The sequence below is a fragment of the Desulfovibrio piger ATCC 29098 genome, assembly GCF_000156375.1.
Taxonomy (GTDB): Bacteria; Desulfobacterota; Desulfovibrionia; order Desulfovibrionales; family Desulfovibrionaceae; genus Desulfovibrio; species Desulfovibrio piger.
The window spans coordinates 203,682-226,110 of record NZ_DS996359.1 but is presented as its reverse complement, the minus strand read 5'-3'; the positions used below and the strand labels follow the sequence as shown (position 1 = coordinate 226,110).

Here is a 22,429-nt window from a genome sequence, read left to right as displayed (position 1 = left end):
GGTGGGCGCCAAGGCCCCCGTGGTGGACGGCGCCCAGATGGGTTCGCTGCTGGTGCCCTTCATCTCCTGTGAAGCGCCGTATACCGAGATCAAGGAAGTCATCGAAAAGATCTGGGACTGGTGGATGGAAGAAGGCAAGAACCGCGAACGCGTGGGCGAGACCATGAAGCGTCTTTCCTTCCAGAAGCTGCTCGAAGTCACCGACACCGAGGCCGCTCCGTACCACGTCACGGCTCCCCGCTCCAACCCGTACATCTTCTTCAAGGAAGAGGAAGTGCCCGGCGGCTGGAACCGCGACCTGGCCGAATTCCGCAAACGCCATCAACGCTAGTGTAAGGGAGAAAGACCATGGCTTTTATTTCTTCCGGCTACAATCCGGCCAAGCCCATGGAAGGGCGCATCACCGATATCGGTCCCCGCAAGTATGATGAGTTCTTCCCGCCGGTCATCAAAAAGAATTTCGGCAAGTGGCTGTACCACGAGATCCTCGAGCCCGGCGTGCTGATGCACGTGGCCGAGGGCGGCGACAAGGTGTACACCGTCCGCGTGGGCGGCACCCGCACCATGTCCATCACCCACATCCGCGAACTGTGCGACATCGCCGACAAGTACTGCGGCGGTTACCTGCGCTGGACCACCCGCAGCAACATCGAGTTCATGGTGGAAGACGAAGACACCATGAAGGCCCTGCGCGCCGAGCTCAACAGCCGCAAGTTCGACGGCGGTTCCTTCAAGTTCCCCGTGGGCGGCACCGGCGCCGGTGTCAGCAACATGGTGCACACCCAGGGCTGGGTGCACTGCCACACCCCCGCCACCGACGCTTCCGGCCCCGTGAAATGCGTCATGGACGCCATGTTCGAGGACTTCAAGAACATGCGCCTGCCCGCGCCCGTGCGCATCTCCCTGGCCTGCTGCATCAACATGTGCGGCGCCGTGCACTGCTCCGACATCGGCCTGGTGGGCATCCACCGCAAACCGCCCATGATCGACCACGAATGGGCCGACCAGCTGTGCGAGATCCCGCTGGCCGTGGCCGCCTGTCCCACCGCTGCCGTCCGTCCCACCAAGGTCGAACATGACGGCAAGAAGGTGAACTCCATCGCCATCAAGCAGGACCGCTGCATGTACTGCGGCAACTGCTACACCATGTGCCCCGCCCTGCCCATCGCCGACCACGAAGGCGACGGCATCGCCATCATGGTGGGCGGCAAGGTGTCCAACCGCATCAGCATGCCCAAGTTCTCCAAGGTGGTCGTGGGCTACATCCCCAACGAACCGCCGCGCTGGCCCACCCTGACCAAGACGGTGAAGCACATCGTCGAAGTCTACGCCGCCAACGCCAACAAGTACGAACGTCTGGGCGACTGGGCCGAACGCATCGGCTGGGAAAGCTTCTTCAAGCTGACCGGCCTGAAGTTCACCCACCACCTGATCGACGACTTCCGCGACCCGGCGTACTACACCTGGCGTCAGAGCACCCAGTTCAAGTTCTAGGCCGGTCTTGAAAACGCCCCGGCGGCGCTCCGCAGCGTCGCCGGGGCCAGGAGAAAAAACATGGCTGACGAAAAAGACATCATCGTCGAATTCCTGAAGGGCAAGTCCGCTTCCAAGTCCAAATTCTATTTCAAGGACTTCACGGAGCTGTTCCCCGACAAGGGCCCCCGCGAAGTGAAGAAGATCCTCACCAAACTGGTGAACGAAGAAGTGCTGGAATTCTGGTCTTCCGGCTCCACCACCATGTACGGCCTCAAGGGCGCCGGTAAGCAGGCCCACACCGAGGGCGAAGATTAACTGCCGGGCGGTCGTGCCTCCCGCACCGGCAACAGTCCGTACCCCACGCAGTCGGGACCGTGACGGACGAGATATCATACGGTATGCCGCCAAATACCGTTCAGGAGCATGTGCCCTGCCTTACCCCACAGAAATGCCGCGAGCCATCGCGGCATTTCCGTTTTCGCAGGGAAGGGGCCCCCTGTCCGCGCCGTATCGGCAGGGCGCTCTCCGCAGCGTCTCCTTCCCCGGTTCTCTGCCCTGCAGGGCCACAGGCACCGGACGCTTACGCCGAAAAGACAAAAACAGCGGGCTCGCGCATGATGAGGGCGCCGGTCCCCCGGCTCCGGTCCCCGTGGCCGCCGGGCACGCCTCTTTTGCCCGCATCCTGCCCCTCCGGCTTGAATCCTCCGCCCGCCCCGCCTACACTGAAGACATACTGCCGCGACCTGTCGCCCCTCACCGCTCCCCGGGTGAGCATCCGGCGGCCGCGAGCCCACCGGGACAGCGCAGCTTCCTGCGCGCCCGTTACGGAGGTCTGTCATGGGCGTCGCCTTTTCCCTCAATGACGAAGAACGGCAATGGCTCTCCCGGCTGGCACGGGAAAGCATCACCACGGCCCTCGAGGGCCGGGAGGCCAGCCCGCCGCCCCTGCCGTCCGCACTGGCCGACGGGACCTTGGCCCAGTCGCTGGGCTCCTTCGTGACCCTGAACAAGGATGGCGACCTGCGGGGCTGCATCGGCAATATGGTGGGCCGGGAGCCGCTCTGGCGGAACGTCTGGCGCATGGCCCGCGCCGCCGCCTTCGAGGATCCCCGCTTCCCTGCCCTTGATGCGGCGGAATGGCCGCACTGCAGCCTGCACATCTCCGTGCTGGGCCCCCTGAGCCCCTGCCCGGACCCGGCGCGGATCGTCATCGGCCGCCACGGCCTGCTGCTGCGCCTGGGCATGCGCCAGGGCGTCTTCCTGCCGCAGGTGCCCGTGGAACAAGGCTGGGATCTGGGGCAATATCTGGAACACCTTTGCCGCAAGGCCGGTCTGCCCGCCGGCAGCTGGCGCGATCCGCAGGCCCTGCTCTTCTGGTTCGAAAGCCTGGTCTTCGAGGCCTGAGACAAGAAGCCTGGGGAGGGCTTCCCCTTTGCCGGCGATGTCCTGCTTCCAGTGTTGACGGGCATGGACAAAAGCCGCTCCCCGGTGCACCGTCGCCGAAAAAGCCCCCCACGATGTTATTTTCAGGGAAGCCCCTCCAGAGACGGCAGGAGGGACTTCCCTCTTCATTTTATCCCCGCCGGGGGCGGCATCCCGCCTCCGTGGCTGCCGGTAAAACAGATCACGGTCGCGGACTCCCTGATGCTCCACGGGCACCCTTCCTTTCCCCACCTCGCCCACCCCAAAAGGCACAAAACAAGCTCCCAAAGCATCACGCCTGACCGCCGGGCTCCTGTCTCCGGGTACTTGACCAAAACAAAAGGGACGTTCCCCGTACGGGAGCGTCCCTTGTTCTTTTATCAGCTGCGTCCTGCCCCTCCTTCCCGCCTGATGGAATGCATGAGGGAAAGGCCGTGAATCGGAAGAAAGGCCCCCTTTCTGCGTCAGGCAACGGGGCTGCCCTCGAAAATATCTCTCCTACGACGTGGGCGGCACGATGGGATCGCCGTACAGCTTCCAGGTCAGCGGGCGGTAGATGGAGATCAGGGCCATGGCGAAGATGATGGCCACCTGGACCAGGCTGGCCCAGAGCTCTTCCGGCAGGATGCAGGAGCGCACGAAGCGCAGGGGCCAGTCCAGCCCCATGGGCGTGAGCCATTCGATGCAGCGGTCACCCACGGGCAGCCAGAAGAAGGTGCCCCAGAATCCGGCGCAAAAACTGATGATCCACTTGAACGTGACCCAGGCGAATTTGAAGAAGCCCAGCGAGGTGAAGATGGAATAGAACAGGCCGGTGAGCACACAGCCGATGAGCCCGGGCATGACCACCCAGGAATCCACGATATAGCGGCAGTATTCCACCAGCTTCACGGTCGCCGGATCGTCCATGCCCAGTTTGAGGAAACCAAGGGCCTGCATGGAAAAGGCGCCGCCCGCCCAAGCCAGGGCCGCCAGCAGGTGCAGGGCCTTCATGCCCTTGATGATATGGTTGTCACGTGCGCTCACGCCCTTGCCGCGCGAGCCGTAATTCCTGACCCGTTCGCTGAACACCATGACCTCCTCCCGCACGCCCCCTGCGGGGCCTGCTCCGCGGCGCGTCCTTCCCGGGAACAGCCGCTCTTTTGACGCTACCCAGCGGAGCCTGTTTTTTCAAGCCCCCGCAGGGCGGCCGCCCCGGGGCGCAGGCATCCGGCAGGCCAAAAGGCCGGCATGAGGCACACGCCCCGGCCGCAGGCAAGACGCAGCCCCGTGTTTTCAGGCACCCCGTCTGCCGGCCGTATGACGGGCCCCGAAATAAAAGGCCGCCCTGCGCCTGTCCGGCAGGCACCGGGCGACCTCCACAGCGCAGGGGAAAGCCCCCTGGGCACAAAGCTGCCCGTCGGCTACAGTTCCAGCAAGGCCCGCCAGCGGGGCAGCTCGGGCTGCAATTCCAGATAGTCGTCCGGCAGGGCGGGCGGCGCGGCCTGGGCCAGGGCCCGCTTCACATCGTCCAGGCTGCCGGTGCGCAGCAGGCCGGGGACGTCCTGCAAGGGGCAGAGGTCGAAGCCGTCCGAGGGCAGCATGACCATGACGGGCAGCTTTTTGAGGGCCGCTTCCAGGACCACGGTGGTGGAAGCCGACGACCAGACCACGGTGCCGGGCACCAGATGGGTGGCGATGGGGCCGTCGGCAAAACGCAGGCGCCCGGCCTGGGCCCCCAGCTCGTGACGCAGGTCGGCCTCCACGGAAAGATACGGATGCGGCTTGACCACGATCTCCCAGCCATCCAGCAGGCCCGCGTGCACGGCCCGGGCCAGCAGGCGCACATGGTCGGCGGTCTCGTCGGCAAAAAAGCCGGTCACCACCAGCAGGCGGTGATGCGTCTGCCCTTCCTGCGGCGGTACGGCGGACTTGCGGGCATCAACGAGGTACATGTAGCGCAGGGCCTCCACCAGCTCCAGACGTTCCTGCGGCACACCCGCGGCCTGCCACTGCCGCAGGGCCCCCTGTCCGTTAGCGCAGATGCGGTCGGGCTGGAAGGCCGCGCAGGCGCTGTCCGTGAAGGTGGCCGGATCATCGAAATAGCGGAAGTCCGTGGGCCGGATGGTGGAATGCTGCGCCCCGTACACAGGCCCGCCCGCGCCGGGCGTGGTGTGGGCGGCATGGGTCAGCATGCGTTCCCAGGGGCAGTTCTCCAGCGGGAAGGTGAACCAGCGCTGGGGCCCGGCGGCCTTCACATAGTTGTCGATGCCGCGCTGCTGCAGGCAACGCTCCAGACAGCGCCAGCCCCGGAAGGTCTCGGCCCAGTCATCGGCCATATAGGCCCAGAAGTTCAGACGGGAGCCCTCGAAGCGGCAAAGCTCGCGCATGGATGCCTCCAGACGGCGGCTGGTCCAGGCCAGACGCAGATAGCGCTTCCAGGCGGCCCGCAGGTCGGCGGTCGTGAGGAACTCCTCCAGATAGTGGAAGCTCACGCCGTCCTGCCGTGCAGCGCGCAGGCGGTCCCGCATCCTGATGCAGTCGCCCAGATCCATCTGCGGCGAAGGGAAGCGGATGAACAGCCAGCGCACGGGCGTCCTGGCCGCCGCCGCGCACAGGGCGTCGTGCAGGCCCTCCCAGTAACGGGAGCGGAAGCGGCCCGCCGCCGCGGCTTCCATGTCCACATTGGGGAAATAGGTGGCGATGGTGCCCGTGGACACATGCGCGGGCGGCAGGGTGGGCAGGGATCCTCCCCTGGGCCGGAGGGGCAGGCGCACCCGGAACCACCAGTGGATGAAGCGCCCGGCCGCGCGCAGCAGGGAGGGACAGGCCTCGTAGATGCGGCGCAGGCGGCTGCGGCGGCGCCCGTCACGGCATTTGGGATCGTGGTAGTCCGCGAACTGCCGCCCCGTGGCCTGGCAGAGCGCCAGCAGGGTCTCGCACAGCCGGTCGTCGCCGCCCACCAGGCGCAGGGCCGTGAAGCCGCCCTCATCCAGCAGATGCTCCAGGGTGCGCAGCTTGTAGATCTCGTAGAGCAGGGGCGTCATCTTGGGATGGCGCTCATAGAGCAGCGAACACCACCACATGGACAGCTTTTCCCCGGCCTGGAAATGCTCGTGCAGCAGCGCTCCCTCCACGGGCCTGAGGCCCGTCCGGCAGGCCCATGCGGCGTGCTCGCGCCGGATCTCCGTCAGCCGGGCATCGCACAGGGCAGGCAGCGAGATATGGTCGCCGGGCACGTCCCGCAGGTTCCAGTGGGCCACGGCGGCGGACGTCTCCAGATGGAAGGCCAGCGGCGCTCTGCTGTCGGCCAGCAAGGTCAGTTCTTTCATGGGCGCTCCTTTCCGGACAGGGGAAGAAAAAACGGACGGCTGGTGCCGTCCGTGCAGGCTCAGTCTTTGAGGGCCGCGGCGATGGCCGGGCCGTAGGGCGCGCGCAGGACGCCCTTTTCCGTGATGATGCCCGTGATGCAGTCAGCGGGCGTCACGTCGAAGGCAAAATTGAAGACCGGCACCCCTTCGGGGACGATGCGGGTCTCGCCCACATGGGTCACTTCCCGGTCGGGACGCTCCTCGATGGGGATGTGCGCGCCGTCGGGCGTGCGCGGGTCGATGGTGGACAGGGGCGCCGCCACATAGAAGGGGATGCCGAAATGTTTGGCCAGCAGGGCAACGCCGAAGGTGCCGATCTTGTTGGCGGCGTCACCGTTGGCCGCGATGCGGTCGGCACCCACCACCACGCACTGCACCAGGCCCTTCTGCATCAGCAGGGCGCAGGCATTGTCGCAGGCCACGCGCACGTCGATGCCGTCCTGCTGCAGTTCCCAGGCGGTCAGGCGCGCGCCCTGCAGGAAGGGCCGCGTCTCGTCGGCGATGACCCGCACCTTCTTGCCCGCTTCCAGGGCGCCGCGGATGACGCCCAGGGCCGTGCCGTAACCGGCCGTGGCCAGGGCCCCGGCATTGCAGTGGGTGAGGACGGTGTCGCCGTCGTTGATGCAGGACGCACCGTGGCGGCCGATCTCGCGGCAGATCTCCACGTCCTCGCGGCGCATGGTCTCGGCCTCGGCCAGCAGCACGGGGATGAGCTCTTCCATCTCCAGACCGGCATGGGCCTGCCACAGGGCCCGCATGCGCTCCACGCCCCAGCGCAGGTTCACGGCCGTGGGCCGGGCCGCCTCCAGACGCACCAGGGCCCGGTCATAGGCCGTGCGCCAGTCGGCACCGGCGGGCAGGCCGCGGCGCAGTTCCTCCAGGGCCAGCACGCAGCCGAAACCGGCCGTGACGCCGATGGCCGGAGCGCCGCGCACCACCATCACCTGCAGGGCCCGGATGGTCTCGTCCAGGGTGCGGATGGGCAGGTAGTCCTCGCGCCCGGGCAGGGCGCGCTGGTCCAGCAGATACAGGGTCATGGCGTCAGCGTCGAAACGGATATGGTGTTCCATGCGGTCCTCGATGGTTGAAGGGCGATAAAGGGTCCGTGAGATGGCGTAGCCTGTCCAATACCGACCACGGTAGCGCAAAGCCCTTATCTTGGCAAAGTGCTTTACAAATGCCGAAAGCACTGGCTAATCTGGCTAAAGTTTTTGAACTTCAGCAGGAGAAGCGTCCCCATGGAAGAGTTCTCGCGCATCCAGCGCCTGCCCCCCTACGTTTTCGCGGTGGTAGGCGACCTCAAAATGAAGCTGCGTCGCCAGAATATCGATATCGTTGACTTCAGCATGGGAAATCCCGACATTCCCACCCCGCCGCACATCGTGGACAAGCTGGTGGAAGCCGCACAGAAGCCGGTGAATCATCGCTATTCGCTCTCCCGCGGCATCCCCCATCTGCGCGACGCCGTGTGCGAACGCTACAAGCGCCTGTATGACGTGGATCTGGACCCCAACACCGAAGCCATCGTGACCATGGGTTCCAAGGAAGGTCTCGCCCACCTTTCGCTGGCCATGCTCTCGCCCGGTGACGTGGTGCTGGCTCCCGACCCCACCTATCCCATCCACAAATATGCGCCCATCATCGCCGGCGCCGACGTGCGCAGCGTGCCCATCGGGCCCGGCCGTGACTTCTTCGAGGACCTGACCGCCGCCACCAAGCAGGCCTGGCCCCGTCCCAAGCTGCTTTTCCTGTGCTACCCCCACAACCCCACCACGGAAGTGACCGACCTGGCCTTCTTCGAAAAGGTCGTGGAATTCGCCAAGGAGAACAACATCTGGGTCATCCATGACCTGGCCTATGCCGACCTGGTCTTCGACGGCTACAAGGCCCCCAGCTTCCTGCAGGCCAAGGGCGCCAAGGACGTGGGCGTGGAATTCTACACCATGTCCAAGAGCTACTCCATGCCCGGCTGGCGCGTGGGCTTCTGCCTGGGCAACCCCAAGCTCATCCACGCCCTGAGCCGCATCAAGAGCTACCTGGACTACGGCATCTTCCAGCCCATCCAGATCGCGGCCACCGTGGGCATGCGCAGCGGCGACGAAGAAGTCACCAAGATCTGCGACATCTACCGCCAGCGCCGCGACTGGCTCATCGACGGCCTCAACCGCATCGGCTGGGAAGTGCCCGCGCCCAAGGCGACCATGTTCGTCTGGGCCCGCATCCCCGAAGAGTTCCGCAAGATGGGTTCCGTGGAATTCTCCAAACTGCTGCTCACCGAAGCGCAGGTGGCCGTCTCGCCGGGCCTGGGCTTTGGTGCCTACGGTGACGAGTACGTGCGCTTCGCCCTCATCGAGAACGACCACCGCACCCGTCAGGCCGTGCGCAACATCCGCCGCCTGCTCAGCGGCTCCAGCGATTAGGGGACACTATGGCCGAAAGCAACAAGCCTCTGGTAGTGGGTCTGGCCGGGTTCGGCACCGTGGGCGGCGGTCTTGCCCGCCTGCTGGAAGAGAACGCCGGCATCATCCGTCAGCGTACGGGCCGGGACATCCAGGTCAAGAAGGTGCTGGTGCGCAATGCCCAGAAGGCGCGCACCGTGCCCCTGCCTCCCGGAGCCGACCTGACCACCGATCCTGACGAGCTGATCAACGATCCCGAGATCGACGTGCTGGTGGAACTCATGGGCGGCATCGACGCCCCGCGCGCCATCATCGACCGCGCCCTGGACGCCGGCAAGCACATCGTCACCGCCAACAAGGCCCTGCTGGCCGAGGAAGGGCTCGCCCTGTTCCAGAAGGCCGCCAGCAAGGGCCGCATCCTGCGCTATGAGGCCAGTGTTGCCGGCGCCGTGCCCGTGGTGGAGGCCCTGCGCACCAGCCTGGCCGGCAACCGCATCTCGTCCCTGATGGGCATCCTCAACGGCACCAGCAACTACATCCTGTCCGAGATGACCTCCAACGGTCTGGACTTCGATGTGGCCCTCAAACAGGCCCAGCAGCTGGGCTATGCCGAAGCCGATCCCACCCTGGACATCGACGGTCACGATGCGGCCCACAAGCTGACCCTGCTCATCCGCCTGGCCTACGGGGTCAACTACCCCTACACGGCCATGCCCGTGCGCGGCATCCGCGGCATGTCCAGCTTGGACATCGCCCTGGCCCGCGAGTTCGGCTACCGCATCAAGCTCATCGCCCAGGTGCGCGAACGTCGCGAGCCCGGCCAGGACGACGGCAAGGTGCGGCTGGAGGCGGGCGTGTTCCCGGCCCTGGTGCCCTATACCGTGCTGCTGGCCCGCGTGGGCGGCGTGTACAACGCCGTGCGCGTCAGCGGCAATGCCTGCGGCTCGCTCTTCTTCCACGGCCGCGGCGCGGGCGACCTGCCCACCGCCGGTGCCGTGCTGGCCGACCTCATGGCCGTGGCCCGTGACGAGAACCCGCACAACACCGGCTACGCCTGTGACGACCTGCCCCGCGCCAGCATCGTGCCGCCCGCGGAATGGCGTTCGCGCTACTACGTGCGCGTCATGGTCGAGGACGAGCCCGGCGTGCTGCGCGATCTGGCCGGCTGCATGGCCGACCAGGGCGTGAGCATGGCCCAGGTCATCCAGCGTACCGACGAAGGCAAGGGCGTGCCGCTGGTCTTCATGACCCATGAGACCACCGAGGAAGCCATGAGCACCGCCCTGCAGCGCACCCTGGATACCGGCATGCTGCGCCAGCCTGCCGTGTACTTCCGCGTGCTGGACTAGAAGATATGGACCGTTGGGGGAGGGGGACCCCTCTCCTCAAACGCCCCTCCTTCCCCAGCGCGCGTTATCAAAAAGGTGGCGACCGGCTTCGCGGGAAAGACCGCGCCATCGTGAGACATCTCCCGCACTGCCGGGCCATGTCCTTGTGAAGGACGGGTCCCGGGAGCTTCTCCAGCAACCATACCGCGCAGGGTCAGGGACCATCCCGGCCCTGCGCTTTTTACGCAGCCATGCTGCACGAGGGGCCCATGATCATTCTGGAAGATCCGTATGTCTCGCCGGAGCTGGCCACCTTTGCCGCCGACCGGCAGGAACCCGTCCTGGATACGCCCGCTGCCCGGCAGGCCGGGCTGGATTACGGGCTGCACCTCAACCTCGTCTCCAGCCGCGACTTCGGGCGCCTGTGCTGCCGGGGGCAGCGCCTGTACAGCAATTCGGAAAACGCCCTGGACTGGCTCTACAGCCGTTCGGGCAATGCCGGGCTGGTGCGCGCCACCGAGCTGCTCAAAAACAAGCTGCTGTTCCGCCAGCGCCTGGCCCCGCTCTTTCCGGATTTCCATTTCCGCGAGCTGACCCTGCGGGACGTCATGGAGACCCATTTCGACAGCCTGCCCGGCCCCTGCGTGCTCAAGCCCGCCGTGGGCTTCTTCAGCCTGGGCGTCTACAGCATCGAGAACGCCCAGCAGTGGCGCGCCGCCCGTGACGACATCGCGGCCAGCGCCGTGCGCTGGCGCAAGGAATATCCCGCCGCCGTGCTGGACAACCAGGTGTGGCTGCTGGAGTCCCTCATCCAGGGCACGGAGTACGCCGTGGACGTCTACTTCGACAGCCGCGGCAAGGCCGTCATCTGCAACATCCTCCAGCACGATTTCGCCTCTTCCGAAGACGTGAGCGACCGCCTGTACTACACCAGCGCGGACATCATCCGCCGCATGGCCGGACCGCTGGAAGACTGGTTCGACCAGCTCAACGAGCGTCTGGGCCTGCGCGATTACCCCGTGCATGTGGAACTGCGCCGCGACGCCGACGGCCATATGGTGCCCATCGAGTTCAATCCGCTGCGCTTCGCGGGCTGGTGCTGCACGGATATCAGCCTCTTCGCCTGGGGCTTCCCCACCTACGGCTGCTATCTGGACGACCGGCGCCCGGACTGGGGCAGCATCCTGCCCGGCCACGAGGACAAGCTCTACACCCTCATCGTGCTCAACAAGCCCGCCGCCTGCCCGCCGGTGCGACGCTTCGACTACGACGCCCTCTGCGCCCGCTTCCACAAGGTCCTGCACCTGCGCCGCGGCTTCTACGACCGCTATTCCCACTTCGGCTTCCTGTTCACCGAGACCCCGGCCCATGACCGGGCGGAACTGGACGCCATCGTGCGTGACGACCTGCGGGGCTTCGTCATCCCCGAAGACAGCGAGGAGACGCCCCAGGCCCAATAAGCAAACCAAGGAGGCTCCCATGAAGAAGATCGGCATCATCCGCTGCATGCAGACCGAGGACATCTGCCCCGGCACCACGGACTTTTCCTTTGCCGCCCAGGGCAAGGGCGCATTCGAAGAACTGGGCCCCTGCGAGGTCATCGGCTTCGTCTCCTGCGGCGGCTGTCCCGGCAAGCGGGCCGTGGCCCGCGCCAAGATGCTGGTGGATCGCGGCGCCGAAGCCGTGGCCCTGGCCTCCTGTATCTGCAAGGGCAACCCCATCAGCTTCCCCTGCCCGCACCACGAGACCATGCTCGCCGCCATCCGCAAAAAACTGGGCGACAGCGTGCCCGTGCTGGACCACACGCATTAACGGCATCCGATCTCTGGGGGACGGGCCCGCAGGACTGCCGCCGATGCCGCAAGGCTCCCGCCTTCCGGTCTCCGGCTGCGGCGCAAGGGGCCCGCTCCCCCTGTCCCGTCCCCACCTTCCTTCCTGACGCTCCCCGCCGGAGAACACGCTACCACGATGCGCCCGCCGCCCTTGGGGAACGGCAGGCTGTTTCCGCCCTCCTTCCCTTCTTCCGGCCTCCGCGGGACGCCACACCATCCCGCTCTTCCCCTGTAAGTCCGGCCTCCTCCCTCCGTTTTGCTCTTTTGAGTCAATCACCATGCAGCCATGACATTTTCAATAATAAAAACAGCATGTTATATTAAAAATAATAAAATATTATAATATTTTATTGACATTTTTTTCTGACGGATTTTATATAAAAACAAAGGTCACGAAGAAGAATGCTCATAGCAGGAGCATCAACCCATAGGAGGTCCCCATGCTGCAACGTCTTCATCTCCCCCGCTTCCTCTGTGCCCTTTTATGCACACTGCTTCTTGGTGCTGTCTCCGTACAGGCCATAGAAAAACCCAAGGATTATCCCCGACGGCCCGTGACCTTCATCGTCCCCTTCGGGGCCGGTGGCGGGGCTGACCAGATGGCCCGGGCCATGCTGCAGCAGGTCAGCAAGATCATGAAGGTCTCGGTCCTCGTGGTCAACAAGCCCGGCGGCAACGCGACCCTCGGCTTCAACGACTTCTGGATCGCCCCTCCCGACGGCTATACCCTCCTGCAATACAATGACGACGGCGTGACCCACCTGGTCAGCGGCCTGCTCAAGCAGGACCCCACCAAGGATTATGTGCCCATCGCCATCGGCATGATCGTCTACAGCCAGATCTACATCCGTCCCAACGATCCCCGCTTCCATGACTGGGAAAGCTTCGTCGCCTACGCCAAGGCCAATCCCGGCAAGGTCACCCTGGGCAACATCGCCCAGCGCGGCAACCTGGAAGAAGTCCAGGCCGTCCAGCTGGAAAAGGCCGCGGGCGTCAAGTTCCGCCAGATCAGTTTCGACAAGCCCAGCGAGCGCTACAGCTCCCTCGTGGGCGGCCATGTGGACGCCCTGCTGGAACAGCCCGGCGACGTGGCGGCCTACATCAAGTCCAACGACATGAAGCCCATCGTCTCCTTCTCCGATACCCGCCCCGCGGAATTCAAGGACATCCCCTGCATCAAGGAACTGGATCCCAGCGTCTGCAACCTGTACAAGGTGCGCGGCTTCTACATGAATCCCAAGATGTCCAAGGACAAGCAGGACTATCTGCTGGCCGTGTTCAAGCAGGCCTATGAAAGCCCCGAATTCCAGAAGTACATCAGCGACAAGTATCCTGCCGACATGAAGTACAGGGACTTTGACGAATGCATCAAGCTGCTCAACAGCATGATCGAAACATACAAGAGAATGTACAAGGAGCTTGGCTACGAATAAGTGATTGTGGATGGCGCGATGGCCACCCGAGGGTCATCGCGCCATCGAGGAGGATACCATGCATATCAATAGGGATTCTGTCATAGAATTTTCAGTGCTCCTTGCTGTCGGCATAGCAGCGTTCTTACTGACGTTCACCTTTGACGACGAGATCGCCCTGTACCGCTACGGCGCCAACCTCTGGCCTGCCTTCCTGTCCCTTGGTCTGATCCTTTGCACGGTCATCATATTCGTCCATACGCTCTTTTACGGTGACATCTCCATAGAAGAGGGCGGAACCAACCTTCAGACTCTTGCTCGCGTTTTCATACTCCCCATTTTTTATGTCATCCTGCTTCCCTATGTAGGATTTTATTCTGCGACGATCATCTTCCTTCCCCTGTACACCTATATCATCCATATGAAGTCCTTCCTGAAGGTCCTTTTAAGATGTCTTGCCGTCGCCTGTGTCATCATCGTTGTCTTTACCAAGTTTCTGTTCGTACCGTTCCCTGTGGGTACGATCCCGTTATTCTACACTATAAACTCTGAAATAGTTAATTTGCTGTATTAAAGGAGCTCAGTATGGATCTCATCATCCAGGGGATACAGTGGATATTCTCCAACCCCATAAATATAATGTATTTTTTTACGGCACTTTTTGGCGGTCTCTTCTTCGGTGCCGTTCCGGGCATCAGCGTCGTCACTCTTGGTGCCATCATCCTGCCCTTCACCGCCTATCTTGATACGGCACAGGCCCTGATGATCTACGGCGTCATGTACTGCTCGGGTACGTTCGGCGGCGCCGTCATGGCCATCCTTTTCAACATCCCCGGTGCGCCGGAGAACGCCCCCACGGCCTTTGACGGCTACCCCCTGACCAAGAAGGGCAAGGCCGGCCTGGCCATCGGTACGGCGGTCAGCTGTTCCGCCATCGGCGGCATCCTCTCCAGTGTGGGGATGATGCTCGGCACGGACGCCATCGCCCGCTGGGCCATCCGCTCTTTCGGACCGCCGGAAATGTTCGCCGTCATCTTCTGCGGTTGTGCCGTGGCCGCCACCGTGGGGGCCTCCAGCACGCTCAAGGGATGGATCTCCCTGTTCATCGGCCTGCTGCTCTCCACCGTGGGCCAGGACCCCGTGGGCGGCATCTCCCGCTATACCTTCGGTGTCGTGGGCCTTTCCTCCGGCATCAGCTTCATCCCGCTGCTGCTGGGCTTCTTCTCCATCACCGAGGTCCTTTCCAGCGCGGGCAAGTCCATCAGCTTCAAGCCTGAAGTCCCCAAGGTGCAGATCGAGTTCCCCAGCCTTTCCCTGTTCTGGAAGCAGCGCTTCAACGTGTTGCGCTCCTCGTTCGTGGGCTTCTTCTGCGGCCTGCTGCCCGGCCTGGGCGCGACGCTGGCGGCCTTCCTGAGCTACAGCGAAGCGCGCCGCTGGTCCAAGAACCCCGAGAATTTCGGCAAGGGCGAGATCAGCGGTGTGGTGGCCTCCGAGACCGGCAACAACGCGGCCACCGGCGGTGCCATGATCCCCATGCTGGCCCTGGGCCTGCCTGGCGGCTCCACCACGGCCCTGATGCTCAGCGTGTTCATGCTGCACGGCCTTGAGCCCGGACCGCTGATCATGGTCGAACAGGAAGGCATGGTCTGGTCGGTCTTCACGTCCATGCTCCTGGCCAACTGCTGCATCCTTTTCCTGGGCTATGTGACCATGCGCATCGTGGTCAACCTGCTGCGCATCCCCAACAACTATCTCATGCCCATCGTGTTCGTGCTGGCCACCATCGGTGCCTATGCCCTGCGCAACTCCACCTTCGACGTGGTCATTATGCTGGCTGCCGGCATCGCGGGCTTTTTCCTGCGCCGCCGCGGCTACTCGCCCGCGAGCATCGTGCTGGGCAGCATCCTGGGCTCGCTGGGAGAATCGGCTCTGGCCAAGTCCATGCAGCTTTCCACCTATGACTGGACCATCTTCTTCTCCCGTCCGTTTGCCGCGTTCTTCATGATCTCCGGCATCATCGCCATCCTGCTCACCATCTGGCGCGGCATCCGTGAAGTCGTCCAGCGCCGGAACGCGGACCTTCCGCAATAGGAGAACATCATGTCTACGGGTCATTACAGCTGTTGCGGCCAGGAGATCCTTTCTCCGCATGAACAGGCCGTGCTCGATCCCGAAAGTCGTGCGCGCTTCCACCAGCAGCATCCGCGCATCGCGGCCATCCTCGATTCCTTCGCCGATGCCGTGCCCATGCTCGACAGTCAGCGGGCCCTCTACTTCACCCAGTCCATGAAGCTGACGGAAGGCAAGCCCCTGGTCTGGCGCTGGGCCAAGGCCCTGTACCATGTGGCGGAGCATATCGAGGTCCACATCGACGGCCATCAGCTCCTGGCCGGCCGCATCGGCAGGTCGCCGCGCTACAGCATCATGTATCCCGAGATCGAAGGGGACTTTTACGCCTCCGCCCTGGGGGACCTTGCCTCCCGCGAGACCTCCCAGGCGGGGATCCCTCCCCGGGATCTGGAGATCGCCATCAAGGAGATCGCCCCCTACTGGTCGGGGAAGACCTACCACGAACAGTTCAACAAGGCCCTTCCCAAGGAGGTCCATGACGTCCTGTTCACTGACGAGACGGGCATCGCCCCCCGCTATATCGTCAACGAGTCCTCCTCGTTCCGCTCGTCCCTGCAATGGGTGCATGACTACGGCTGTGCCATCCGGCGCGGTTTCGTGGACATCCGCAAGGAAGCGGAAGACAAACTGGCCGCTCTGGATCCCGACAACCCCCGGCACACCAACGAGCTGCGTCCGTTCTACGAAGCCATCACCATCGTCTGTGACGCCATCATGCTCTGGGCCGCCCGCCATGCCGACCTGGCCGAAAAGGTGGCCGCCGAAGCAACGGATCCCCAGCGCAAGCAGGAGCTGGCCCTCATCGCGGAAACATGCCGGCGCGTTCCCGCCTATCCCGCCCGTACCTTCCACGAAGCGGTCCAGTGCCAGTGGTTCGTCCAGCTCTTCTCCCGTCTTGAGCAGCGCACGGGCACGACCATCTCCAACGGGCGCATGGACCAGTATCTCTGGCCCCTGTACAAGGCCGACCTCGACCGGGGCGCCATCACGCCCGACAGGGCCGTGGAACTGCTGGAATGCCTGTGGGCGGGCATGGCCCAGTTCGTGGAGATGTACATCATGCCCCAGGGGAACGCCTTCACCCAGGGCTACGCCCACTGGGAAGCCGTGACCATCGGCGGCCAGACCGTGGACGGCGAGGACGCCACCAATGACCTGAGCCACCTCATCCTGCGATCCAAGCGGGAATTCCCCCTGCATTATCCCGATCTGGCGGCCCGACTGCACAGCAGGAGCCCGGAAAGCTTCCTCTGGGATGTGGCCACCACAGTGAAATACGGCACGGGGCACCCCAAGCTCCTCAATGACGAGGAGATCGTCCCCCTGCTCATCGCCAAGGGCGCGCGCATGGACGAAGCCCTCGATTACGCGGCATCAGGCTGCACCGAAGTCAGGATGCCCAACAGGGACACCCTCACGTCCAGCTGTGGCCGCATCAACCTGGCAGCCTGCCTGGAGATGGTCTTTTTCCGCGGCAGGATGCTCAAGACCGGCGAACAGCGCATCGGCCCCGATACCGGTGATCCCTTCGCCATGCAGACCTGGCCGCAGTTCTTCGAAGCCTTCCTGGAACAGCTGCGCTTCAGCCTGCGCACGGCCTTTGCCGCCCAGTATGTCATCAACAAGCTGCGTCCCCGCTGCTTCGCCCAGCCCATGGGCTCCGCCCTGCACCGGCTGTGCATGCAAAACGGCATGGACCTGCATACCGAACACATCCCCGGCGGGCTCGAACTGGGCTTCGTGGACTTCATCGGCTTCGGCACGGTCATCGACTCCCTGTCCGCCGTGAAGAAGCGGGTCTACGAGGACCGCACCATCAGCATGGGCGAACTGCTGGAAGCATTGAAGAACAACTTCCAGGGGTGCGAATCCACCCGGATGCTCCTGCAGAACTCCCCCTGCTACGGCAACAACGACGCCTACGCGGACGCCATCGGCAAGGCCATGGAAAAGGCCGCCCTGGACTATTGCGAGGCCCATTCCCCGGCCCTGGAGATGCCTGTCGACGTCCGCTATGTGCCTGTGACGGCCCATGTGCCCTTCGGGCGTGTGGTGGCGGCCTCGGCCAACGGGCGCCTGGCCTGGACGCCCCTCTCCGACGGGACCTCCCCTTCGCCGGGCGCGGACCATCAGGGGCCCACGGGGGTCTTCCTCTCCAACGCCGCCAGCAAGAACATGGGGGCCTGCCGCCGGGCGGCACGCATGCTCAACATGAAGTTCACCCCCAAGGTGGTGGAGGGCGATGCGGGCACGCAGCGTCTGGTCTCCCTTTTCAGGACCTTCGTGGACCTCAAGCTCTGGCACGTGCAGTTCAACGTCATCAACCGCGAGACCCTGCTGCATGCCAAGGCCGAACCCGAAAAGTACAAGAACCTCATCGTCCGCGTAGCCGGTTACAGCGCCTACTTCGTGGATCTTTCGTCCGACATGCAGGATGACATCATCGCCCGGACGGAACAGGAGAGCATCTGACAGTCCCGGCCCGTGAGGGCCGGGATCCCGACCACTTCAAGATATATATTATAATAATATGTTATTATGATATAATCCCTATCCTTCCACACCGAACCCACGGAGAGACGATCATGTCCCAAAACGCCGAAAACAGATTCTACTCCGTTCTCCAGCAGGGCGCGGACCCCAAGGGCCTGGGTGAACTCCGCCGTCTCCACAATTTCATCGACGGCAGATGGGTGCCCTCCACCACCAGCCTGTACCGCGATGCCTACAACCCCTCCACGGGTGAGATCATCGCCCAGGTCCCGGCCTCCAGCATCGAGGAACTCGACAGCGCCGTGGCCGCGGCCAAGAAGGCCTACAGGAAGTGGGCGGACACCCCCGTCTACAAGCGGGTGCAGGTGCTGTTCAAGATGAAGCAGCTCATCGACGAGCACCTGGACGAACTGGTGCGCCTGCTTTGCATCGAAGAGGGCAAGACCTGGAACGAATCCATGGGCGATGTGCTGAAGGCCAGGGAAGTCATCGAATTCGCCTGCGGCATGCCGCAGCTCATGAAGGGCGAAAGCCTCATGAACGTTTCGTCCGGCTACGACACCATCCTCTACCGGGAACCTATGGGGGTCTTCCTGGGCCTCGTGCCCTGGAACTTCCCCACCATGATCCCGCACGGCTGGATGATCCCCCTGTGCGTCGCGGCGGGCAACACCTTCGTGCTCAAAGCGGCCAGCTCCGCCCCGCAGTCGGCCCTCCGCATGACGGAACTGTGGCAGGAGGCCGGCCTGCCCGACGGCGTGCTCAATGTCGTCACCTGCAATGCCTCCGATGTCAGCCACCTCATCAACCATCCCGACATCGTGGGCGTCAGCTTCGTCGGCTCGAGCACCATCGGCCGCCAGGTGTACGCGGAGGCCGCCAAGGCCGGCAAGCGTGTGCAGGCCCTGGGCGAAGCCAAGAACCATGCCCTGGTCATAGCCGACTGCCAGATGAACCGCAGCGCCGCCGGCATCATCAACGCCTTCTGCGGGTGCGCCGGTGAACGCTGCATGGCGCTCCCGGTCATCGTGGTGGAAGAACGCATCGCCGACACCTTCGTGCAGCTCCTGGCCAGCAAGGCCCAGGAACTGACCCTCGGCCCCGCCTGGGAAAAGACCTCCAAGCTGGGCCCCCTGGTCACGGCCAGGCACCGGAAAAGCGTCATCGACTGGATCGAGAAGGGCCTGTCGGAAGGGGCCTCGCTGGTCCTCGACGGCCGCGACATCTCCGTGCCCGGCTATGAGAAGGGCTTCTTCGTCGGGCCTACCATCCTCGACCATGTGACCCCCGACATGGAAGTCGGGACACGGGAGATCTTCGGCCCCGTCCTGTGCGTCAAGCGCGTCAAGAGCTTCGAGGAAGGCCTGGAAGTCATGAACGCCAACCCCTTCGCCAACGGTTCCGTCATCTATACCTCCAGCGGCCGGTACGCGCGGGAATTCGCCAAGCAGACGCACGGCGGTATGGTGGGCATCAACGTGGGCATCCCGGTGCCGGTCTGCTCCTTCGGCTTCACCGGCCACAAGCAGAGCTTCTTCGGCGACCTGCATGTGATGGGGACGGACGGCGTGCGCTTCTATACGGAAAGCAAGAACGTCACTTCCACCTGGTTCAACGAGGAGACCACTGCCCACGTCGACACCTGGGACGGCATGCTGCCTGGCCTGCAGAACAAGCATGCCTAGGGAACAACCTAGTGATATAGTTCTCTTTTATTCATGATCAAACAGCCCTGAAAGCCGGTCCCTTGAATGCCGGCTTTCAGGCTTTATGGAGGGGTGCGGGAAGCCCTTAGGGATGCATGCTTGCCGACATGCAAGTAATATCTTTCTATATCAATATGTTATATGATAAACATACGTGAGGGATTTTAAATTATTGACTAACAAAAAATAATAAAATATCATAATATAAACATGTCAAGGCGTCATGGGAAAGGGCCGGAAAAAGACTTTCCATAACGTTTCCGGTCCATTGCTGTCCCTTCTCCCGCCATTGCCGCCGGCTTCTCCGATCGTGGCCGACACCTGCGGCAACGGCCCGGCAAAGCACTGCGGGCCGGGACATCGATCAATGCCCCTGAGCTGGCTGTTCTGCCAATCGTAAGGAGAATATATGCTGCGGAATCTGGATAGCCCTGTACGAAAGCGCAAAGTTCCACAGGAAATCGTCTATCGCATCCGGGAGCAGATATTGTCCGGAGCACTTGCCCGGGGCAGCAAGCTGCCCTCGGAACAGGAACTGACAGAAAACCTCAACGTCAGCCGCCAGACCTTGCGGGAAGCCCTGCGCGTCCTGGAGATGCAGGGCCTGCTGGAGATCAGGGCCGGCATCGGCGGCGGTGCCTTTGTGGCCGAAGTCAATGAAGAGACGGCCCACATGGGCCTCATCAACTTCCTGCACAGCAAGGACCTGACCCTGGCCCACCTGACGGAAGTACGCGAGATCATCGAGCCGCACTTCGCCTACCGTGCGGCACAGTGCATCACCGAAGAACAGATCGCGGAACTCGAAGAACTGCAGAACAGGGCCAAGAAGGAGATCGCCAAAAAGAAGTCTTCGGCATTGCGCGAGATCGAGATCTCGTTCCATGCCAAGATCGCCTGCATCGGCGGCAATCCCATCCTGATCCTGATCTCGGACTTTGTGGAATACCTCCTGCGCAAGGCGAAGCAGGCCCTCCAGCCTGACGAGGTTTTCTCGGCGGCTGTCATTGAGGCGCACGACCATATCGTCGCTGCCTTGAAGGCGCATGATTCCGAGGCCGCCGCCAAGGCCATGGCCTTTGATGTCAAAGCCGTCGGGAACGCCCTGCAAAAGATCGCGGACGACAATCAGCGGTTGACATTGCGGGAATTCAACTGATCCCCTGCGGGCATGCCCCTGTGGCATGCCCGTTTCTTTTGGCGGCCCTTTTGCCCGCCGTCCCTTCCCCATCCGCCTGCCCCGCAGGTCCGCATCCTTCCTTCCGTCCGTCACGCCCCCTGCCGGGCCTGCGGCATATCCCCCTGCCCTCCGCATACTGTCGACAAACCGTCACAAAACACAGGCATCCTGGAACGGCCCGCAGCAGGCCGCGCCGCACCAGCGCACAACGGCACACGGCCCCATCCCCCGCCGGCCTTTGCCCTCTATGCTCCCGCCGGGCCTCCCGCAGCGGGCATGGCAGGCCTGCCCTTTACCTTCCTGCCTCTGTGGGCTATGGAGGGGATGACCGCCTGTTCTGGCGGGCCGCATTTCATCAATCACGGACAAAACGGATTCAAAAGGAGAAGTCATGGCGGATATTCTGATCATCGGCGCCGGTGGCGTGGGAAGCGTGGTGGCGCACAAGTGCGCCCAGTTGGCCAAAGAAGGGGCCTTCGGCAAGATCACCCTTGCCAGCCGTACGCTTTCCCGGTGTGACGAGATCGCCCGCTCGGTCAAGGCCCGTCTGGGCGTCGACATCGCCACCGCCCAGGTGGATGCCGACAACGTGCCCGAGCTCTGCGCCCTCATCCGTCAGGTGAAGCCCCACACCGTGCTGAACATCGCCCTGCCCTATCAGGACCTGCACATCATGGACGCCTGCCTGGAATGCGGCGTGCACTATCTGGATACGGCCAACTACGAGCCCCTGGATACCGCCAAGTTCGAATACAAATGGCAGTGGGCCTACCAGGAGCGCTTCAAGCAGGCCGGCCTCACCGCCCTGCTGGGCTCCGGTTTCGACCCCGGCGTCACCAACGTTTTCTCGGCCTGGGTCATGAAGCACGAGCTGGACGAAGTGCACGTGCTGGACATCATCGACTGCAACGCCGGTGACCACGGCCAGCCCTTCGCCACCAACTTCAACCCCGAGATCAACATCCGCGAAGTGACCGCCCGCGGCCGTTACTGGGAACGCGGCGAATGGGTGGAGACCGATCCCCTGTCCTGGTCCATGACCTACGACTTCCCCGACGGCATCGGCCCCAAGAAGTGCTTCCTCATGTACCACGAGGAACTGGAATCCCTGGTGCAGAACCTCAAGGGCCTGAAGCGCGCCCGCTTCTGGATGACCTTCTCGGAAAACTACCTGAACCACCTCAAGGTGCTGGGCAATGTGGGCATGACCCGCATCGATCCCGTGCGCTTCCAGGGCCAGGACATCGTGCCCATCCAGTTCCTGCGCGCCCTGCTGCCCGATCCCGCCTCCCTGGGCCCGCTGACCAAGGGCAAGACCTGCATCGGCAACGTCATGCGCGGCATCAAGGACGGCAAGGAAAAGACCGTCTACATCTACAACATCTGCGACCATGAAGCCTGCTACGCCGAAGTGGGCTCCCAGGCCATCTCCTACACCACCGGCGTGCCCGCCATGATCGGTGCCAAGATGATGGTCTCCGGCCAGTGGCTCAAGCCCGGTGTGTGGAACATGGAACAGTTCGACCCCGACCCCTTCATGGCCGACCTCAACGCCTACGGCCTGCCGTGGCAGTGCGTGGAAGTGAAGGACTAGTCCCTTTCACGCCAGCAACGCCGTTTCAGGGGGAAGGGGCCCGCGGGCTCCTTCCCCCGTTGCGCTCCGGCCCGGGAAACTGTCCGCCGCTCCTGCGGCCAGGCCCC

At 63.6% G+C, this 22,429-nt stretch carries 17 protein-coding genes and 1 pseudogene; 15 read left to right on the top strand and 3 right to left on the bottom strand.

Annotation, left to right across the window (positions count from 1 at the left end; genetic code table 11):
• The 4 genes and pseudogenes from DESPIG_RS07645 to amrA form a co-directional block, all read left to right on the top strand.
• A pseudogene (locus DESPIG_RS07645) lies at positions 1–331 on the top strand (dissimilatory-type sulfite reductase subunit alpha); the annotation flags it as partial.
• Positions 332–348: 17 nt separating this feature from the next.
• The gene (dsrB, locus tag DESPIG_RS07640) at positions 349–1,494 is read left to right on the top strand and encodes a dissimilatory-type sulfite reductase subunit beta (RefSeq protein WP_006007066.1); all 1,146 of its coding nucleotides are present in this window, start codon (positions 349–351) and stop codon (positions 1,492–1,494) included.
• 60 nt (positions 1,495–1,554) lie between these two features.
• Positions 1,555–1,791: a dissimilatory sulfite reductase D family protein gene (locus tag DESPIG_RS14390; RefSeq protein WP_006007064.1), complete on the top strand. Its 237-nt coding sequence runs from the start codon at positions 1,555–1,557 to the stop codon at positions 1,789–1,791.
• Between the two features lie 522 nt (positions 1,792–2,313).
• A complete protein-coding gene (gene amrA / locus DESPIG_RS07625; protein WP_006007058.1) occupies positions 2,314–2,880 on the top strand; it encodes an AmmeMemoRadiSam system protein A in 567 nt (188 codons plus the stop codon).
• Positions 2,881–3,396: 516 nt separating this feature from the next.
• On the opposite strand, the gene DESPIG_RS07620 is transcribed toward amrA, so the two are convergent.
• The 3 genes from DESPIG_RS07620 to mtnA all read right to left on the bottom strand — a co-directional run bounded on the left by DESPIG_RS07620 (position 3,397) and on the right by mtnA (position 7,318).
• The gene (locus DESPIG_RS07620; RefSeq protein ID WP_246118339.1) at positions 3,397–3,972 is read right to left on the bottom strand and encodes a hypothetical protein; all 576 of its coding nucleotides are present in this window, start codon (positions 3,970–3,972) and stop codon (positions 3,397–3,399) included.
• A gap of 329 nt (positions 3,973–4,301) precedes the next feature.
• Positions 4,302–6,209 (bottom strand): TIGR04326 family surface carbohydrate biosynthesis protein, encoded by a 1,908-nt coding sequence (locus DESPIG_RS07615; RefSeq protein WP_006007052.1) that lies wholly within the window; start codon positions 6,207–6,209, stop codon positions 4,302–4,304.
• Between the two features lie 59 nt (positions 6,210–6,268).
• Entirely contained in the window at positions 6,269–7,318 is a 1,050-nt protein-coding gene (mtnA, locus tag DESPIG_RS07610; protein WP_006007050.1) for an S-methyl-5-thioribose-1-phosphate isomerase, read from the bottom strand.
• A 168-nt stretch (positions 7,319–7,486) separates the two neighbouring features.
• Between mtnA and DESPIG_RS07605 the strand changes: the two genes are divergently transcribed.
• The 11 genes from DESPIG_RS07605 (at position 7,487) to DESPIG_RS07555 (ending at position 22,322) form a co-directional block, all read left to right on the top strand.
• Positions 7,487–8,668, top strand: a complete 1,182-nt coding sequence (locus DESPIG_RS07605; RefSeq protein WP_006007048.1) for an aminotransferase class I/II-fold pyridoxal phosphate-dependent enzyme — start codon at positions 7,487–7,489, stop codon at positions 8,666–8,668.
• A gap of 8 nt (positions 8,669–8,676) precedes the next feature.
• A complete protein-coding gene (locus tag DESPIG_RS07600) occupies positions 8,677–9,996 on the top strand; it encodes a homoserine dehydrogenase (protein WP_006007046.1) in 1,320 nt (439 codons plus the stop codon).
• A gap of 248 nt (positions 9,997–10,244) precedes the next feature.
• On the top strand, positions 10,245–11,435 hold the full coding sequence (locus tag DESPIG_RS07595; protein ID WP_050760295.1) for an ATP-grasp domain-containing protein: 1,191 nt from the start codon (positions 10,245–10,247) through the stop codon (positions 11,433–11,435).
• 19 nt (positions 11,436–11,454) lie between these two features.
• Complete coding sequence (locus DESPIG_RS07590) at positions 11,455–11,787, top strand: CGGC domain-containing protein (RefSeq protein ID WP_006007040.1); 333 nt, start codon at positions 11,455–11,457, stop codon at positions 11,785–11,787.
• Positions 11,788–12,247: 460 nt separating this feature from the next.
• Positions 12,248–13,240, top strand: a complete 993-nt coding sequence (locus DESPIG_RS07585) for a tripartite tricarboxylate transporter substrate binding protein (protein WP_006007036.1) — start codon at positions 12,248–12,250, stop codon at positions 13,238–13,240.
• A 10-nt stretch (positions 13,241–13,250) separates the two neighbouring features.
• Positions 13,251–13,793, top strand: a complete 543-nt coding sequence (locus tag DESPIG_RS14545) for a tripartite tricarboxylate transporter TctB family protein (protein ID WP_006007035.1) — start codon at positions 13,251–13,253, stop codon at positions 13,791–13,793.
• Positions 13,794–13,804: 11 nt separating this feature from the next.
• Positions 13,805–15,310, top strand: coding sequence for a tripartite tricarboxylate transporter permease (locus DESPIG_RS07575; RefSeq protein ID WP_006007033.1), 1,506 nt, complete (start codon positions 13,805–13,807; stop codon positions 15,308–15,310).
• 9 nt (positions 15,311–15,319) lie between these two features.
• Positions 15,320–17,821: a (2S)-3-sulfopropanediol dehydratase gene (gene hpsG, locus DESPIG_RS07570; protein ID WP_006007032.1), complete on the top strand. Its 2,502-nt coding sequence runs from the start codon at positions 15,320–15,322 to the stop codon at positions 17,819–17,821.
• A gap of 113 nt (positions 17,822–17,934) precedes the next feature.
• A complete protein-coding gene (locus DESPIG_RS07565) occupies positions 17,935–19,527 on the top strand; it encodes a CoA-acylating methylmalonate-semialdehyde dehydrogenase (protein ID WP_006007031.1) in 1,593 nt (530 codons plus the stop codon).
• Positions 19,528–19,957: 430 nt separating this feature from the next.
• Positions 19,958–20,707: a FadR/GntR family transcriptional regulator gene (locus tag DESPIG_RS07560; RefSeq protein WP_006007029.1), complete on the top strand. Its 750-nt coding sequence runs from the start codon at positions 19,958–19,960 to the stop codon at positions 20,705–20,707.
• Between the two features lie 412 nt (positions 20,708–21,119).
• The gene (locus DESPIG_RS07555; RefSeq protein WP_006007027.1) at positions 21,120–22,322 is read left to right on the top strand and encodes a saccharopine dehydrogenase family protein; all 1,203 of its coding nucleotides are present in this window, start codon (positions 21,120–21,122) and stop codon (positions 22,320–22,322) included.
• The last annotated feature ends 107 nt before the right edge of the window (positions 22,323–22,429 follow it).